This window comes from Psychrobacter maritimus, from assembly GCF_904846345.1.
Classification (GTDB): Bacteria; Pseudomonadota; Gammaproteobacteria; order Pseudomonadales; family Moraxellaceae; genus Psychrobacter; species Psychrobacter maritimus.
In genome coordinates this window covers 121,428-138,681 of sequence record NZ_CAJHAJ010000002.1, presented here as the reverse complement: position 1 = coordinate 138,681, position 17,254 = coordinate 121,428, and the positions used below count along the sequence as shown (strand labels likewise).

The window sequence follows — 17,254 nt, the reverse complement described above, 5'->3', positions numbered from 1 at the left end:
TCTACTTAACCTCGACGCCATGTATGGTATTTCTCAAGCCAGTTTAATACTGTTTCAGGCGCATGATTGCGCTTCCATTCACCAGCCGCGTATTTATTGCCCTCCGCCCATGTCGGGTACATATGAATGGTGCCGAGTATTTTATTTAGCCCTAAGCCATGTTTCATCGCTAATATAAACTCCGGCATGATATCCCCAGCATGCTCAGCGACGATGGTCACGCCGAGTATTTTATCTTTACCTTTTGGCGTAATGACTTTGATAAAGCCAGCGTTGGCGCTTTCCGTCACCGCACGATCTAAGTCTTTAAAGTCGTAGCGGGTAACCTCAAAGTCGATGCCTTTTTCAACAGCCTCTTGCTCATTTAGGCCCACGCGTGCGACTTCTGGATCAATAAAAGTCGTCCACGGAATCACACGGTAATCTACTTTAAACTTCTTTAGATGTCCAAATAAACCGTTTACGGCGGCGAACCATGCCTGATGGGAAGCCACATGAGTAAATTGATAAGGGCCGACGACATCACCAGCAGCGTAAATATTGGGGTAGAGAGTTTCTAGATAGTCATCGGTCTCGATGGTACGTTCAGTTTCGATGCCCAAATCTTCAAGCCCATAGCCTTTTAAGCGCGCACTGCGTCCAACGGCACAAAGCAATTCGTCATATTCAATAGCGATTTCTTGTTTGTTTTGACTGTCTTGCTTATCGGTACTGCTTTGCTTATCTATATTATCGCCTTGCGCTTGAACGATAATGAACTTTTTACCATCGCGAGCTTCACAGCGAATCGCTTGATGCGAGGTTAAGACATTCACGCCACTCTCGACGAGTACTTGCTGTGCAAATTCAGAGACTTCCACGTCTTCTTTTTTCATAAGACGCGCGCCTCTTTCGATTTGGGTGACATTTGAGCCTAAGCGTGCAAAGGCTTGCGCCAGCTCAGAGCCGATTGGCCCGCCGCCAAGGACGACCAGTTTTTTCGGTGCTTCTTCTAATTCGGTAAACTTATTCCATATGGTGTCGCTGGTCACATAGCCGGTTTCTTCTAAACCGGGCAAGTCTGGTACAAATGGACGCGCGCCAGTCGCGATAACGATGGAACGTGCGGTGAGTGTTTGCGTGCCGCCATCGTTTAGCGCAATCTCTACCGTCCATGGGTCGATAAATTTAGCGTAGCCTTTTAATACTTCGACACCCAAGTCCGTATAACGCTCGACGCTATCGTTTGGCGCGATATCAGCGATGACTTTATGGATGCGTGTCATGACGTTTTTGAATGAGAACTCTGGTGGTGTATTTTCTAAGCCGTAACGCTCAGCATGGCGCATCTGTTCTGCGACTTTTGCGCTTTTAATGAGGGCTTTACTGGGTACACAGCCATAGTTTAAGCAGTCTCCACCCATCTCACCCGCTTCGATTAAGGTCACTTTTGCTCGGACGGTCGCCGCGATATAGCTGGTGACTAGCCCGCCAGCACCAGCGCCAATCACAATCATATTACGGTCGAATTTTTTAGGTTTGTTGTAGTTTTTATAGACGCGGCGCTTTTTTAGCATATTCAATATCCCTTTTGCCATTAATGGGAAGAAACCTAACAACGCAAATGAGACGATTAAATTAAACGATAAAATCCCTGACAAACTGTCAATTTGCGCCAGTTGCGTACCGGCATTAACGAATACAAAAGTGCCCGCGAGCATACCAACTTGGCTTACCCAGTAGAATGTCCTCGCTTTAATCGCGGTGACGCCCATGAGTAAATTAATCAAAAAGAACGGAAATATCGGCACCAAGCGCAGGGTAAATAAGTAAAACCCGCCTTCTTTTTCAACGCCAGCATCAATGGCTGCTAAGCGTTCAGGAAAACGCTGCTTAATCGTATCACGCAGTAAATAACGTGAGGTTAAAAAGGCGAGTGTCGCACCAATGCTAGAGGCAAATGAGGCGACCAGTAACCCTTGCCATAAGCCAAATAATGCCCCAGCTGCTAAGGTCAAAATAGCTGCACCCGGTAAGGATAGGGCGGTGACGACGACATAAAGTAAAAAGAACCCACCGATAACTAATAGCGGTGATTGCGCTTTATAGTCGTTAAATTGCGCCATCGACCCTTTTAAGCCGTCAAGCGTCAATAATTGATTTAGGTCAAAATGAAAAAAGCTTGCCGCTAATATCAATATTAACAGTATTAAAAATATTCTTTTAATCATGAAATGTCCGGCTAAATAAGAGTGCAAAGGGTATCAGTGATAGAATCTAAAAAGTATTATTTATAAGCACGTAGCGATGTCATTAGTCTTACTATAATCTACTTTTTCATTACGGGTGGTTATATGTTACTTTTTAGTTATATAGATAGACACCATATTGTTGAGAATAGCTGGCGGCTTTTCTAAGCTTAGAAAGGTTAATACTGAGTCCAAAATTTGCTATATTTTGAATGATTGCTCAACTATAGGTGCAAGAAACCCACCAAATATTGTATTTATGGATTGTAATGTTTTTTGAGTGATTGTTCAAATTATTATGATGTTTTTATGATGCTAATAGCATATGAGCGTCAGATATGGCTTTGCTAGTAGGCTAACGCAGCGCCGCAGCATAAAAATTAGTATGGTAAATAGCCAAAGCGGTATGTTTGCTACTAGGTAGGTTGTTGGCTAGCTGCATCCAACTTATTTAAAATGATTACTTCAACTTTGTCACTAATGGTCTTTAATTCCAGTCCGAAAGCATCCACGCGCTTGTTCATTTCTTCTTCTTCATCTTCGGTCACAAGGTCAGTTCTAAACTCTTCGATTGTGACTAATCGTTCTCTCAGAGAGTTTTTAATTAGCCCTAGCTCATAAACTGACAGTTCCGTGTCATCACGCATCGTGCATCTCTTATATTCAAAAGGATTAAGGAGTATTTTCCGATTACAGCATTAGGAGGCTAATTACACAGTTAAAAGTGAATCAACAGTACATGATTTTAGGTATACAAGTGTACACATCTGTGATTAAACCTGTCAATCCACAAATTGGAATATACAACACTGTAAAATGCACCTATTTCATATAACCAATACCCCTAAATCCCTAAAAATTGAGGTAGGTCGAGGAAACCGCAGAGATATTAAATGATGAGAGGTAAACAGAAACAGGGCTTAGCCCGATGCGAGACGTAGGGCAATATCTATAACAGCAATTTTTAAGCAGTGATTGACTCTGTAAATAAGGATAACTGTGATTTATAAATCATTAATTAACGAGAATTTTGATAATAATACTATTTGATAGTGATAGCTATTTGGGAATATGCAGCTTATAACCAACGCCAATTTCAGTGAAGAAATAACTAGGTCTAGAAGGGTTGTCCTCTAGTTTTTGACGTAAATTTGACATAAATATACGCACATAGTGCTCTTGGTGGTTGTGACCTTTACCCCATACTTCGTTTAGCAGTTGCTGATGCGTCATGACCTTTTCGGCGTTTTTAATGAGTACAGTCAGTAAGCGATATTCAATCGGGGTTAAATGAATGTCTTCGCCATTTTTCTTAACGTGCCGTTGTGCCAAATCAATACTGACATTGCCTAATGCTAATACAACCGGTGCCTCATAACCGGCTTGCCAGCGGCGCATCTGGGCGTTGACCCTAGCGATTAGCTCGCCCATGCTAAAGGGTTTTACCAAATAATCATCGGCACCTAAATTTAAAGCTTTGATTTTATCTTGCTCGTCACTGCGCGCCGACAGTACTAAAATGGGCAGCGATGACCACGCCCTAATGTCTGAGATGACATCGCAACCATCCGCATCTGGGAGACCTAGGTCTAATATCAATAAGTCTGGGCGGCGAGAGGCCGCTTCAATTAGTCCGCGTTGCGAGCTATCGGCAGCGTAGACTTGATAGCCTTCTTGCTCCATCGCTGATTTGATAAAGCGGGCAATATGGGCTTCGTCTTCAATGATTAAGATGGTTTTCATGGTAGGGTATTTGCTACTTATAAGGGAAGCTTGAGGCAGTAATGAGGTAATGAAATAATGAAGTAATGACTGCGCCCAAGTTTCTAACAATGTTGGAGAGACTGATTTTATAAGCTTTCAGAGCTAGTAGTTGTATTTGTAGTTATGTTTGCATCTATGATTGTCTCTATCTGAGTCACATTTGATGTAAATTTATCATCAAATATATCTAGATTTTCTAAAGGCTGCCACGGTAGCACTATAACAAATTGCGCACCGTGCGGTTGTATATTGCTCGCGCTTAGTGTGCCGCCTAAGTGCTGGACCAAGTCTCTACTGAGCGCCAGTCCCAATCCCAATCCTGTTGTATTACTTTCACTATCACCGCGGGTAAAACGTTCAAATATTTGCGCTTCCATCCCTAATGGCAGCCCTTGACCGTTGTCGGTTACCGTTATTTGGTAGCTTTGCACGGTTTTATTGTTTTGCAGGTTTTGAGTGTTGGGCTGATTAGTGAGTGTCGCTTGAATGGTGATAGTTGCATTGTCTGAGGTGTAATTAATCGCATTGGTCAGCAGGTTGTTTAAAATCCGTGCCAAGATTAATTCATCGGTATAAATAAAATCGACTGCACTGGCCACGTCTATTTTGACTTGCCGATTTTGTAGATACGGTTCAAGTTGGCGTATATTACTACCGATAATCTCTTCCAAGCTTACCCATTGCTTATTGAGTTTCATACCGCCAGATTGCAGCGCCACATAATCTAAGATATTGATGACCAAACGCTGAATGACATTGGCTTGCTGTTCGATATCGATAGCCAGCTGCTTTTGTGCAGCAGGTGCTAGGTTTTGGCTGGCAAGACAAGCGGCCAATCCTGATAGCACGGTAATCGGAGTGCGAATATCATGAGACAACGCGGATAAGAGCGAGCCGCGCAGACGTTCTGACTCCACTTTGATAAGGGCATTTTGTGCAACTTTGGCGTAATAAACACGCTCTAAAGCTAAAGTAATTTGGGCGATAGCGACATCGAGGGTACGTTGTTGTTCCGGTTGATTAAAATTATCGGTATCGGTTGGCATCAGTGCCAATACCGCCAGTACCTGACTTGAGGTCGCAAGCGCCCGATAGTGCATAGGATTGGCGGCCAGCGTATGGGTCGCTAGACCCGCGCTTTCTTTATGATCAAACACCCATTGCGTCACATTCCAATTAAACTCTGAGGGGATGCTCGATTCTGAGACGACAGTCAATTTACCGTCAGCATTGGGCATCGCTATGAGCGCTTTACTAGCGATATGCTTGGTCAGCCAAATAATAGCTTGATTGATGATTTCTTCATTTTTGCGCGCCGCACTGAGACTTTGTGCCAAATGACTCATAGAGATCGCTTGTTGCTCACGTCTACGGGCATTTTGCGCCTGAAATCGTAGTCCAACCGCTAAGTTATTGATAATCAATGAGACGACAATCATCACCGCAAAGGTGACTAAGTACTGGACATCGCTAACACTAAAAGAAAGCTTAGGCTCTACAAAAAACAAATCAAAGCTGATGACACTTAATAGCGCCGCAAAGATACCAGGGGCGCGCCCAAAGCGAACCGAGATGAACACAATGACTAGCAAATATAGCATCACCACATTGGCTAAATCAAACCAGCGCGTCAGGGCGACTAGGCTGACGGTGACGAGCGTACAACCTAAAACAGCCATCAGATAACCGATGCGATTGTCTTTAGAGGCTAGGGCGGCCATATCCCAAGTAGGCAGTTGTCGTTTGCTACGGGGGCTTTTTGTCTGTGTAGCTTGATTGACCAATATCAAGTCTAAATTGATATCCTGCTGTGAGATCTGTTTGACCAATGATTGATTATAATAAAACCTAGAGTGATTCTGGCCGATAATAATACGCCCAATATTAAATTGATGGGAATAACTGACCAAACCTTCAGCGACGCTAATAGCGCTGATGATTTCTGTCTTGGCGCCCAACTCATCTGCTAAGCGTAATGCCTCTAAAATGCTTTGCTTATTTTTGGACAGCTCATGGGCATTTCGCGGCGTCTCGACATAGATAACATACCACTGCGAGTGTAAACTGCTGGCAAGTCTGGCGGCGTGACGAATAAGGCGTTCGCTATGCGCGCGCGTACTGATGCCTACTAATAACTGATCGGTGGTATTCCAGATAGATGAAATACGCGATTGATTGCGATAGTCTCGCATATCGGCATCGACTAGGTCAGCAGTTCGACGCAATGCCAGCTCGCGTAGGGCAATTAGATTGCCCTTTCGAAAGAAGTTTTCTATCGCATGTTTGGCTTGGCTTGGGATATAGACCTTACCGTCATGCAGTCGCGATAATAGCTCATCGGCTGGCAGGTCGACCAATACCACCTCATTGGCCTGATCAAAGAACCAATCGGGGATGGTTTCTTGTACCACGACCCCGGTGATTTGATTGACCACATCATTCAGGCTTTCTAAATGCTGAACATTAACCGTGGTATAGACGCTGATGCCTGCCTTTAATAACTCCTCAACGTCATGCCAGCGCTTTGGGTGTCTGGAGCCTGGGATATTGCTATGCGCCAGCTCATCAACCAATAAAATATCTGGATGCCGCGCTAAAGCCCCATCAATATCAAACTCCACCAAGGTTTGCTCTCGATACTCAACCTGACGTAACGGCAGCATTGTCAATCCATCTAACAATGCTGCTGTCTCACTGCGGCCATGAGTTTCTACAATGCCGACTAAGACATCCAGCCCATGCGCTTGGTCTCGATGGGCGGCAGAGAGCATGTCATAAGTCTTGCCAACGCCTGCCGATGACCCAAAGAAGATTTTTAGTTTACCTCTGCTGCGCGTATTTTCTTGCTGCTTTATTTGCTGCAGTAAATCTTCTGGATTGGGGCGCTGCTCACTCATGCTGATGCTCACTGCTGGTTAATGGGTTGACTCATTTAACGACTGCCATCTCATCTAAGGCTAAGTTGACCGCCAATACATTCACGCGCGGTTCGCCGAACAGATTGAATTGTCGCGCTTCTGTATGCTCATCGATGGCTGTTTGGACTTGTTCAGCGCTGATGCCACGTATACGGGCCACTCTGCTGACTTGCCATTCGGCTGCCGCCGGTGAGATGTGCGGGTCTAAACCACTGCCTGACATCGTGACCAAATCAAGAGGGATAGGGGCGGTGTTTTGTGGATCAGCGGCTTTTAGTCTTTGTACTTGCGCATCGACACCAGTCACTAATTCAGGATTTAAAGGTCCCAAATTACTCCCCGAAGATTGCGCGGCATCATAACCGTCTCCTGCTGCTGAGGGGCGCGTCCATAAATACTCTGGCTGATCAAAGCGCTGACCGATAAGCGCAGAACCCACTAAGCTGCCATTGTGTTCTACCAAGCTGCCATTGGCTTTATCCGCCATGGTCACTTGGGCAACGCCGGTCATCAATAAGGGGTAGCATAAACCTAAAATGAGTGCCAAGGCTATAAATAATAATAGCGCAGGTTTGAGCATGGGCATACGGGCAGTACTATTGTCCAATATAGAATTGTCCGATGCAGAAAGGTTGTTTTCATCCGCCTTTTTTTCATCCGCTTGGTGGTATTTAGAGTCAACAGGAGAAATAGATTGTATAACGTTGTTAGATTGCACAGAGTTATTAAGTGGCATAGATTTATTAGGTTGCATAGTCGTCATCCGTATCGTTGGTTATACCAAGTGCAAGGCATTAATGAGCATATCGATTGCTTTAATACCGACAAAGGGAAGAATCAGCCCGCCCAAGCCGTATATCAGCAAGTTGCGCCGTAATAGATTGATGGCAGAATCAGGTCTGTAAGTCACGCCGCGCAGCGCCAGTGGAATGAGAAACACAATAATCAATGCGTTAAAGATAATAGCCGATAAAATCGCGCTTTGAGGGCTGCCCAGTTGCATAATGTCCAATACCCCAAGCGCAGGGTAGGTGCTGGCAAAGGCGGCTGGAATAATGGCAAAGTACTTGGCGATATCATTTGCCAAGCTAAATGTCGTTAGTGCGCCGCGAGTCATCAGCATCTGCTTGCCGGTTTGCACCACTTCAATCAGCTTGGTCGGATTTGAGTCCAAGTCGACCATGTTGGCCGCTTCTTTAGCTGCTTGAGTGCCACTATTCATAGCAACAGCCACATCCGCTTGCGCCAGTGCCGGTGCATCATTGGTGCCATCGCCGGTCATGGCGACTAGCTTACCTTGACGCTGGTAACTACGAATTCGCTCAAGCTTTTGCTCTGGGGTTGCCTCCGCCATAAAATCGTCGACGCCCGCTTCAGCAGCAATGGCCGCCGCCGTCAAAGGGTTGTCGCCCGTAATCATCACGGTGGTAATGCCCATCTTTCGCAGCTCGGCAAAGCGCTCTTTTATGCCGGATTTGACCACATCTTTAAGCTCAATGACGCCGAGCAACTGCTGATTATCGGCGACCAGTAGCGGCGTACTACCACGGCGAGCCACTTCCTCTACTTGTTGCTGTAGATTAGTAGGTAAGATGCCGCCTTGAGCTTCTACCCATTTGACGATGGCATCAAACGCTCCCTTGCGGATATGGCGCTGCTCGATATCTGTGCCACTCATACGGGTTTGAGCGGTAAATTCGATGGTGTCAAACGGCAATGCTTTCCATGTGTTTTCATCGATATCAAATCGGCTTTGAGCAAGCTTGACGATACTGCGACCTTCTGGTGTCTCATCGGTCAATGAGCTGATCAGCGCCACTTCCGCAAGCTGGCTTTCTGTCACCCCTTGCGCCGGTATAAATTGTGACGCTTGTCGATTGCCGTAGGTAATCGTACCGGTCTTATCGAGTAGCAAAACATCAACGTCGCCTGCCGCTTCTACCGCGCGCCCAGAGGTCGCGATGACATTGGCCTGCATCATCCGGCTCATGCCCGCCACGCCAATCGCTGACAATAGACCGCCAATGGTCGTCGGTATCAAGCAGACCAACAGCGCCACTAAGACCACAATGGATATCGGCTCGCCATTGCCCGAAGACAACACGGCAAACTGTGAAAAAGGCAATAAGGTCACACATACCAGTAAAAATATCAGCGTTAGCGCCACCAATAAAATGGTCAACGCTATCTCATTTGGCGTTTTAGTGCGTTTGGCACCTTCTACCAAGGCAATCATACGATCCAAGAACCCTTGTCCAGGAGCTTGGGTGATACGTATCATTAACCAGTCAGATAACACCTTAGTGCCACCCGTCACCGCATTAAAATCGCCACCACTTTCACGAATCACCGGTGCAGACTCGCCAGTGATTGCGGATTCGTCAACGGATGCTAAGCCTTCTATGACTTCGCCGTCAGCAGGAATGATCTCGCCTGCATTGACTAGAACGATATCGTCTTGCTTAAGCTCAGTTGCCTGAATCATGGTAGGTACAGAATGCCTGTCAGTGCCCGCAAGCCTGCGAGCTTGCACATCCTGACGCGCCTGTTTTAGACTGGCCGCTTGGGCTTTACTACGTCCTTCGGCTAACGCTTCTGCAAAGTTTGCAAACAACAGGGTAAACCATAGCCAAAAGGTAATGGATAGGGTAAAAACAATGCCAGCTTGCCCTTGAATCAACATCGTAATGGCTAAGATGCTGGTCAGTAGCGAGCCAATATAAACCACAAACATCACCGGATTGCGCCATTGCACTCTGGGATCAAGCTTAAGTAAAGCGTCTTTTAAGGCGGGCTTGATCAAAGCAGGATCAAGGAGGCCTTGCGCTGGTTTTTCGGGTAAGTTTGAATGATTGGGGTCTTGCTGCGACTGCAAATTTGCAGCCTGTGTATTAGGGTCTGATAAAACGCTCATGCTTTGTATTCCTCACGTAATCATAAAATGGGTCGATTCATTATTGGGTAGCGAGTCATGTTATTAGTAATAAGTTAACTAACTAACTAAATAACGACTCGTCTAATGCTTGCCTATACTTAATCGGCTAGCCTCCCAACATCCAAATCTGCTCTATGATGGGTCCGAGCGCTAAAGCAGGGACAAAGGTCAGGGCACCAATCATCAGCACTGTGCCGACCAAAAGCCCGACAAATAATGGTGTAGTGGTTGGCAAGGTGCCGCTATTAACCTCTAATCTGGGTTTCTTGGCCAACGATCCTGCTAAAGCCAGCACCGGAATAATCACCCCAAAGCGACCAACCAACATCGCCAGCCCAAGCATAGAATTATAAAATACAGAGTTGGCACCCAAACCTGCAAAGGCAGAGCCATTATTGTTGGCCGCCGAGCTAAAGGCATAGAGCACTTCACTAAAACCATGAGCACCCGGATTGAAGATGCCGGCTTGCCCACTGGTCGTCATCACACTAATAGCGGTGCCTACTAGCACCATCGTTGGCGCGGCCAATAACCCCAAGACCACCATTTTCATCTCAAACGGTTCGATTTTTTTGCCAAGATATTCGGGAGTACGCCCAATCATCAGCCCCGATATAAATACCGCCAAGATGGCAAATAGCAGCATACCGTAGAGACCTGCGCCCACACCGCCAAACACCACTTCGCCCAATTGCATTTGCAACATGGTGCTCAGTCCACCGAGGGGCGTAAATGAATCATGCATGGCGTTGACCGCTCCGCACGAAGCAGCAGTGGTAATCGTGGCAAACAATGACGTGGCAACAATGCCGAAACGCACTTCTTTGCCCTCCATGTTGCCGCTCACACTGGCATCGGTAAGGCCTTGAACTTGTGACGCCAACCAAGGGTTGCCGGCAAGCTCGCTGCTGACCGTCAAAGAATACATCGCTATAAACAAGACCGTCATAGCACTTAAGATAGCGATACCTTGTTTGAGGTTGCCGCTTATTTTGCCAAGACAAAAACAAAGCGACGTTGGGATAAGGAAAATAGCCAACATTTGGATAAAGTTAGAAAAGGGGGTGGGATTCTCAAACGGGTGAGCAGAGTTGGCATTAAAAAAGCCACCGCCGTTGGTGCCGAGCATTTTAATCGCTTCTTGCGAGGCAACAGGACCCAAAGCAATCGTTTGCGACTCACCTTGCAAGGTCTGCACATCGGTATACATGGATAGCGTTTGTATCACGCCTTGGCTCATCAACAGCACGGCTATAATTGCTGCTATCGGCAGCAAAATATAAAGATTACAGCGCCATAAATCTATCCAAGCATTACCCAGATGCGCGCTCTTTTTAAATACCAGACCACGCATTAGAGCAAAAGCCACCACGATACCGGTTGCGGCTGATAAGAAGTTTTGCAACGACATGCCCATCATTTGGGTTAGGTAGCTCATGCTACTTTCGCCGCCGTAAGCCTGCCAATTGGTATTAGTAATAAAACTGATGGCGGTATTCATCGCCAAGTCCCACGTGACGCCTGACATATTGGCAGGGTTTAGCGGCAAGTGTCCTTGCACCAACTGCAAAACAAATAACCCCAATAGTCCAATGAGGTTAAATAGCACAATGGCGCCAGCGTACTGCTTCCAATTCATACCAAAAGCAGGGTTGCCTTTGGTATCTTGACCGATCATACCCAGCGTCGTAAAAATACGGGATTCAAGCCGAGAGACGGGGGCTTGCATCCTTTGCAGCAGGTAACCTGATAGAAAATATCCTAAAGTAAATAGAACGATTAGATAAATAATCAGCTGTGATAGCGCATATATTGTCATTAAAATGCCTCCGGTTTAATCAGCACATATAACAAATAGATGAATAAACCGAGGGCTAGAAACCCTGCAAAAACTTCCATGACACTCTCCAAAAACGCACAATGAACCATGAATAATGAAGATCAGCGATGGTTAGACTGATCTTTTATTACTTCTTTATTGCTTACTTCTTAATAGCAACAGTATGCCGAGAGAGGTATAAAAGTGTTGTCAAGATAACGCGGTGGGGTATAAAGAAAGTATAAAGATGGGCAGTGTTAAAACGTAAGATGAGCAGAAAGCCTTAATTTTTAAGGCATTATTTAGATGTTTTTTAGAGTGCGGATATTGCTATAGGCTAGCAATATATTTGGCGGGAGCTAATAAAGTGGCTTCACTTTAAAACAGATACAGTGCGACTGGGATGAATTTTCCGTAGCCTCTGTGATAAAGGTTATAGCTAGCACGCTTAGTACTAGCTATATAAATAATTGATATTATTAATAATTTTATTAAATAATCTCTTTTGCAATTTTTACCAAAAGAATTCTTGCAGACAGCATTTCTAACACAGTAAAGGTATAACCTTCGCTGCTGACGTGTTCATTCACTTGCGCGATGCCATCGAGTTTAAAATTGATATAGCCACCGATGGTCAGTTGCTCGGCATCTGCCAAGAGGTTTGGCTCATTTAGTTCAAGGCGCAACTGATCCAAGCTAATAGTGCCCTCAGCTATCCAGTGGTCTTCTTGTTTAAAAATCACTAACGTCTCATCTTCGTCGGGAAACTCACCGGCAATCGCTTCAAATAAATCCAAAGGCGTCACCAGTCCTGCCACTTGCCCATACTCATCGACTACGATGGCCAAGTTACCTTTGGCATTCTTGAGTAAATTGATAAGACGCAAATTATCAATGGTGTCAGAGACAAAAACGGGCTGCTGCTTGCTGAATAAAGGCGTTAGAGCCAGATGGATATCGTTAGGTTGTTTGTCGAGTGCCGCTAAGATATCTTTGGCCCGTACGACGCCGAGCACCTTGTTTAACTGTCCTTGGCAAATAGGCAATAAGCTGTGCGGCGTGGATAATACTTGCTCGCGAATCTCGTCTAGACTGCCTTCGATATTCACCCAAGATATCTCTGAGCGCGGCGTCATAATGGTTTCAACATCACGTTCGCCAAGCGCCAGCACCCCACTAATCATGTAGCGCTCTTCTTCTGCAAAAGGGATAGTCTGTACTGAAGTATCGTCTTCTGTGAGCGACTCTTCCTCGTGATTAGCGGTTTTGCCGCCCATCAGTCTTAAGATATTATCTGCGGTTCGGTCGCGTAGCGGAATGGCGCTCTCATATTTCGTACGGTTACGCTGCATGAATTGATTAAAGGCTTCAATAATAATAGAGAAACCAATGGCGGCATATAAGTAGCCTTTTGGAATGTGAAAGCCTAAGCCTTCAACGATCAAGCTAAAGCCGATCATAAGTAAGAAGCTTAAGCAGAGGATAACGACAGTCGGGTGCTTACCGACAAATTCCGTTAAGGTTTTGGCTGCCAAAACCATCACCGCCATCGCCACAATAACCGCGGCCATCATCACTTCTAAATGCTTGACCATGCCGACTGCTGTGATGACCGCATCAAACGAGAACACGGCATCTAGGATAACGATTTGCGCAACGACCGCGGCAAAGCCTGCGTAGACTTTGCTATTATTATTGGTCTCAAGCTTACCTTCTAGGCGTTCATGTAGCTCAAGCGTCGCTTTGAGTAATAAAAAGAAGCCGCCGACTATCAAGATCAAATCTCTGACCGATAAATCAAACGCGCCATAACTCACCACAGGTTCAGTCAAAGTTATGAGCCATGACATCACAAACAGCAGGCCTAAGCGCATAATTAATGCAAGACCAAGACCCAGATTGCGCGCTTTACTGCGTTGATGCGGGGGCAGCTTATTAGCGAGAATGGCAATGAAAACGAGATTATCAATACCTAAAATAATCTCAAGACTAACCAGTGTGAAGAAACCAAGCCATATCGAAGGATCGCTTAGAAGCTCTATCATTTAATTGAATACTCTCTATTAAAAAGGTTTAGGGGCTATTAATACATTCATGATTGAAGCGTAATAGTGATTGTTGTGATTGTTGTGATTGTTGTGATTGTTGTGATTGTTGTGATTGTTGTGATTGTTGTGATTGTTGTGATTGTTGTGATTGTTGTGATTGTTGTGAATTTTTAGACTTAAGCGGAAATTTTATATTTAACGTGTTCATGGTACGTTTACTGAACGCTGATAAAACGATTGTATAGAGAAAATACTAGAATGACATTATATTAATTTTGAACGCTTATAGTACCAAGAATGGAAAGTGACCAAGCATGATAAATGACCAATGTCATTTGTTCTTTAGAAATACTCCCAAATTAATATCTATTTTTAAGATAAAAACACCCAACTTGGTTGGGTGTTTTTTTTGTATTTTTTGTTGTATACAGAATACAGAGGACATTTACCATTGTCATATTTTTAAGACATTGACATAGGTTGGTTTCATCTCTACCATACGCTCACTAATAGACCAGTTGTTATAATTTTAAAAAAGGGTTTGGTCATGAATAAAAAAGTAAAATCAAAGGACGTTCTTATTGAGACGGCATCACGTCTTTTTAAGGTACGGGGATACTGCGGCGTGGGGCTTAACGACATCATTGAAGAGAGCGGGATTCCCAAAGGCTCGCTGTATTATTACTTTCCAGAAGGCAAGGAGCAGTTGGCCATTGCCGCGATTGAAAATACCAAAAAACTGGTGATGGAAGATATTAAGCAGGTCTTTGATGGTACTCCTAATCTAGCTACTGGCAATCTAATCGAGGCCTTGCAAGCTTATGTCTATGAATTATCGAAAGTATTCGGTGATGGTGGTGATCCGATTGGTTCTCCGATTGGCACCATTGCTGGAGAAAAGCATTCTACGAGTGAGCCAATCCGATTGGCGTGTGAAGCGACTTTCAAGGATTGGCAATCTCTTTATACAGAGAAGTTTGTTGAAGCAGGCTATCCCAAGGAGCAAGCCACCAGTTTAGCCACCGTTTTCCATGCACTGACGGAAGGCGGCATCCTGCTAGCGTTAACGATGAAAAGCGGCAAACCACTGGAAACAATCGCAGAGCAAATCCCTTCATTATTTATAAAATAATTTACTGAGAAATATCCACTTAGCGTATCAAAAATTGATTCTGTTAATAATCATAGAGAGTTTTAATGTCTAGCCTTGCAATGGAACAAAGTCAAACCGGTATCAAACCAATCCCAATTTTAATCGCCTTTTTAATCGCAGGGTTCGTCGGATTATTTAGCGAAACAGCTTTAAATATGGCGCTTGGCAATTTAATGATTGAATTCAATGTCATTTCTTCGACAGTACAATGGATAACCACAGGTTACTTATTGACGATGGGAATACTCATTCCCGTGTCCGCACTACTCATTCAGTGGTTTAGTACTCGGCAGTTATTTGTGGCATCACTGCTGTTTTCCATTGCCGGCGCGATAGTCTCTGGTATGGCACCCATTTTTGAGGTATTACTCTTAGGACGTGTCATTCAGGCTATCGGTACGGGCTTATTAATTCCGCTTATGTTCAACACCGTATTAGTGATTTTCCCTATTCATAAAAGAGGGACCATTATGGGGTTGGTTGGGCTGGTGATGATGTCAGCACCGGCTATTGGACCGGCCACTGCGGGGTTAATCATTGAGGTCTTGAGTTGGAATTGGATTCTTTGGCTGCTTATTCCGTTTTTGCTTTTTTCATTGGTATATGGATTGCTCTTTGTGCAGAACGTTACGACTCTGACAAAACCTAAAATAGATGTCCTTTCAATCTTGTTATCGACGATTGGCTTTGGTGGCATCGTATACGGCTTTAGTATCGCAGGGAACAAAGGCTGGGACAGTCCAGTGGTCATTAGCACCCTGATAGTTGGTATCATGTCTCTGATCATATTCTCATCAAGACAGTTTAAACTCGATAAGCCCATGTTAGATTTGCGCACATTAAAATATCCTATGTTTACCTTAGCCTTATTGAGTGTCTCGGCGACATTTATGATTATTTTATCAAGTATGATTCTATTGCCTTTATACTTACAAATTGGACTTAGCTTAACGGCGCTTACGGCGGGTCTGATACTGATGCCAGGGGGCGCGTTAAATGGCATCCTATCTCCAGTTGCAGGGCGTGTTTATGATATGTATGGTCCAAAATGGCTACTGACTCCGGGCTTTATCATCATGATTATCATGCTGTGGTTGCTATCGAATGTGACTACCGAAACTACTATTCCTATGGCCATCTTTTTGCATTCAGGTCTTATGATTGGTGTGACATTCGTCATGATGCCAGTGCAAACCCATGGTCTAAATGCGCTACCCAAAAACCTATATCCAGATGGAACCGCGTTGATAAACACCTTACTGCAAGTATCGGGCTCAATCGGAACCGCGCTTGCCATCACGATAATGTCTACTTCGCAAAGCAACTTCTTAAAGACGGTTGCTGATCCATCAGATCCGTCTTTAGTAAGTACGTCATTAACTGCTGGTGTACAAACGGCATTTATTTTGGGCATTGCCTTAGCGGTTTTCGGGCTGATGATATCGTTTTTTATCAAGTCACCAAAAGCTGATTAAGATAGCTACCAGTAACGTATCGCCATTTATGATGACGCTAATAAAAGATGTCATGATAAATGGTTTAAAATGTATGAAAATCATTAGCTTACGCGCTTAGAATTTAGGTGCTTAAAATTTAAGTGCTTGAAATTTAAGTGCTTAGAATAAATGCCAGACAACATAAACCTGTGTTTAACCTACATCTCTTATACAGGTTTTATGATTATAGCCAGTAACCTTGTTCCCTATGGTGTCTTAGCCTTATGGTGTCTTAAATAGGCATAACTAATCAAATGACAATAATCGTTTATTAAAAGGAAACTAATGATGGAACCAAAGCTGGCCAATCTTTCAGAAAAAAATACTCTAGATACACAGCATGGCGAGCGTATTCTCTTGCGCCTAACTTATATCAGTCGTTATAACACCGATAATGCGAATATCGAAGTCGCACGAATCCTTGAGCAAGCGCGACGGAACAATGAGCGCAATGGTATTAGTGGCGTATTGGTGATGAATGAGGATTATTTCCTCCAGAGTATTGAGGGTGCAAGACCTGTTATTAATGAATTGTTGGCAAAGTTAATCAAGGACAATCGCCATTTTTCGTTTCAGATCGTTGATTGTCGTGAGGTTGAACAACGGCGCTGGGATAAATGGTCAATGAAATACTTAACGCCGAGCGATGAGAATAAAGAATATATGCAGAAGTTCTCAGCAAGCAATGAATTTAATCCTTATCTTATGAGTACTTCTCAAATTATGAATTTTATTGAGACACTAGCAAAACTTCAAGAACAACGCGCCTCTGAAGAGAAATAAATCTAATAAAATCTGCTCGAAATAAAAACAAGAGATTCGTAGCTATGGGTGGCTGGGGTAAGTTTAACAGTAGATAAGGGTTTTCTAAAACTACGTCCGTTGTACATTAA

General features: G+C 44.4%; 12 protein-coding genes. 3 read left to right on the top strand and 9 right to left on the bottom strand.

The features are described from left to right. Window positions 1-5: 5 nt before the first annotated feature. From JMX50_RS03410 to JMX50_RS03370, 9 genes are all read right to left on the bottom strand, one after another. Window positions 6-2,210, bottom strand: coding sequence for an FAD-dependent oxidoreductase (locus JMX50_RS03410; RefSeq protein WP_201628432.1), 2,205 nt, complete (start codon window positions 2,208-2,210; stop codon window positions 6-8). A gap of 434 nt (window positions 2,211-2,644) precedes the next feature. Next, window positions 2,645-2,875 (bottom strand): hypothetical protein, encoded by a 231-nt coding sequence (locus JMX50_RS03405; RefSeq protein ID WP_201628431.1) that lies wholly within the window; start codon window positions 2,873-2,875, stop codon window positions 2,645-2,647. Window positions 2,876-3,287: 412 nt separating this feature from the next. Further along, on the bottom strand, window positions 3,288-3,971 hold the full coding sequence (locus tag JMX50_RS03400) for a response regulator (protein ID WP_201628430.1): 684 nt from the start codon (window positions 3,969-3,971) through the stop codon (window positions 3,288-3,290). Between the two features lie 107 nt (window positions 3,972-4,078). Further along, the gene (locus JMX50_RS03395; protein ID WP_201628429.1) at window positions 4,079-6,889 is read right to left on the bottom strand and encodes a DUF4118 domain-containing protein; all 2,811 of its coding nucleotides are present in this window, start codon (window positions 6,887-6,889) and stop codon (window positions 4,079-4,081) included. A 31-nt stretch (window positions 6,890-6,920) separates the two neighbouring features. After that, on the bottom strand, window positions 6,921-7,664 hold the full coding sequence (gene kdpC / locus JMX50_RS03390; RefSeq protein WP_201628428.1) for a potassium-transporting ATPase subunit KdpC: 744 nt from the start codon (window positions 7,662-7,664) through the stop codon (window positions 6,921-6,923). Between the two features lie 21 nt (window positions 7,665-7,685). Next, a complete protein-coding gene (kdpB, locus tag JMX50_RS03385) occupies window positions 7,686-9,824 on the bottom strand; it encodes a potassium-transporting ATPase subunit KdpB (RefSeq protein WP_227670890.1) in 2,139 nt (712 codons plus the stop codon). Between the two features lie 127 nt (window positions 9,825-9,951). Then, window positions 9,952-11,664 (bottom strand): potassium-transporting ATPase subunit KdpA, encoded by a 1,713-nt coding sequence (gene kdpA, locus JMX50_RS03380; RefSeq protein ID WP_201628427.1) that lies wholly within the window; start codon window positions 11,662-11,664, stop codon window positions 9,952-9,954. Next, entirely contained in the window at window positions 11,664-11,744 is an 81-nt protein-coding gene (gene kdpF, locus JMX50_RS13315) for a K(+)-transporting ATPase subunit F (RefSeq protein ID WP_193005043.1), read from the bottom strand. The genes kdpA and kdpF overlap by 1 nt, the downstream gene beginning before the upstream one ends. A gap of 411 nt (window positions 11,745-12,155) precedes the next feature. Next, on the bottom strand, window positions 12,156-13,709 hold the full coding sequence (locus JMX50_RS03370; protein WP_320157650.1) for a TerC family protein: 1,554 nt from the start codon (window positions 13,707-13,709) through the stop codon (window positions 12,156-12,158). 550 nt (window positions 13,710-14,259) lie between these two features. Between JMX50_RS03370 and JMX50_RS03365 the strand changes: the two genes are divergently transcribed. The 3 genes from JMX50_RS03365 (at window position 14,260) to JMX50_RS03355 (ending at window position 17,144) form a co-directional block, all read left to right on the top strand. Next, a complete protein-coding gene (locus JMX50_RS03365; protein ID WP_201628426.1) occupies window positions 14,260-14,844 on the top strand; it encodes a TetR/AcrR family transcriptional regulator in 585 nt (194 codons plus the stop codon). 65 nt (window positions 14,845-14,909) lie between these two features. Then, window positions 14,910-16,340 (top strand): MDR family MFS transporter, encoded by a 1,431-nt coding sequence (locus JMX50_RS03360; protein WP_201628425.1) that lies wholly within the window; start codon window positions 14,910-14,912, stop codon window positions 16,338-16,340. Between the two features lie 306 nt (window positions 16,341-16,646). Beyond that, window positions 16,647-17,144, top strand: coding sequence for a BLUF domain-containing protein (locus JMX50_RS03355; protein ID WP_227670889.1), 498 nt, complete (start codon window positions 16,647-16,649; stop codon window positions 17,142-17,144). Window positions 17,145-17,254 lie beyond the last annotated feature (110 nt).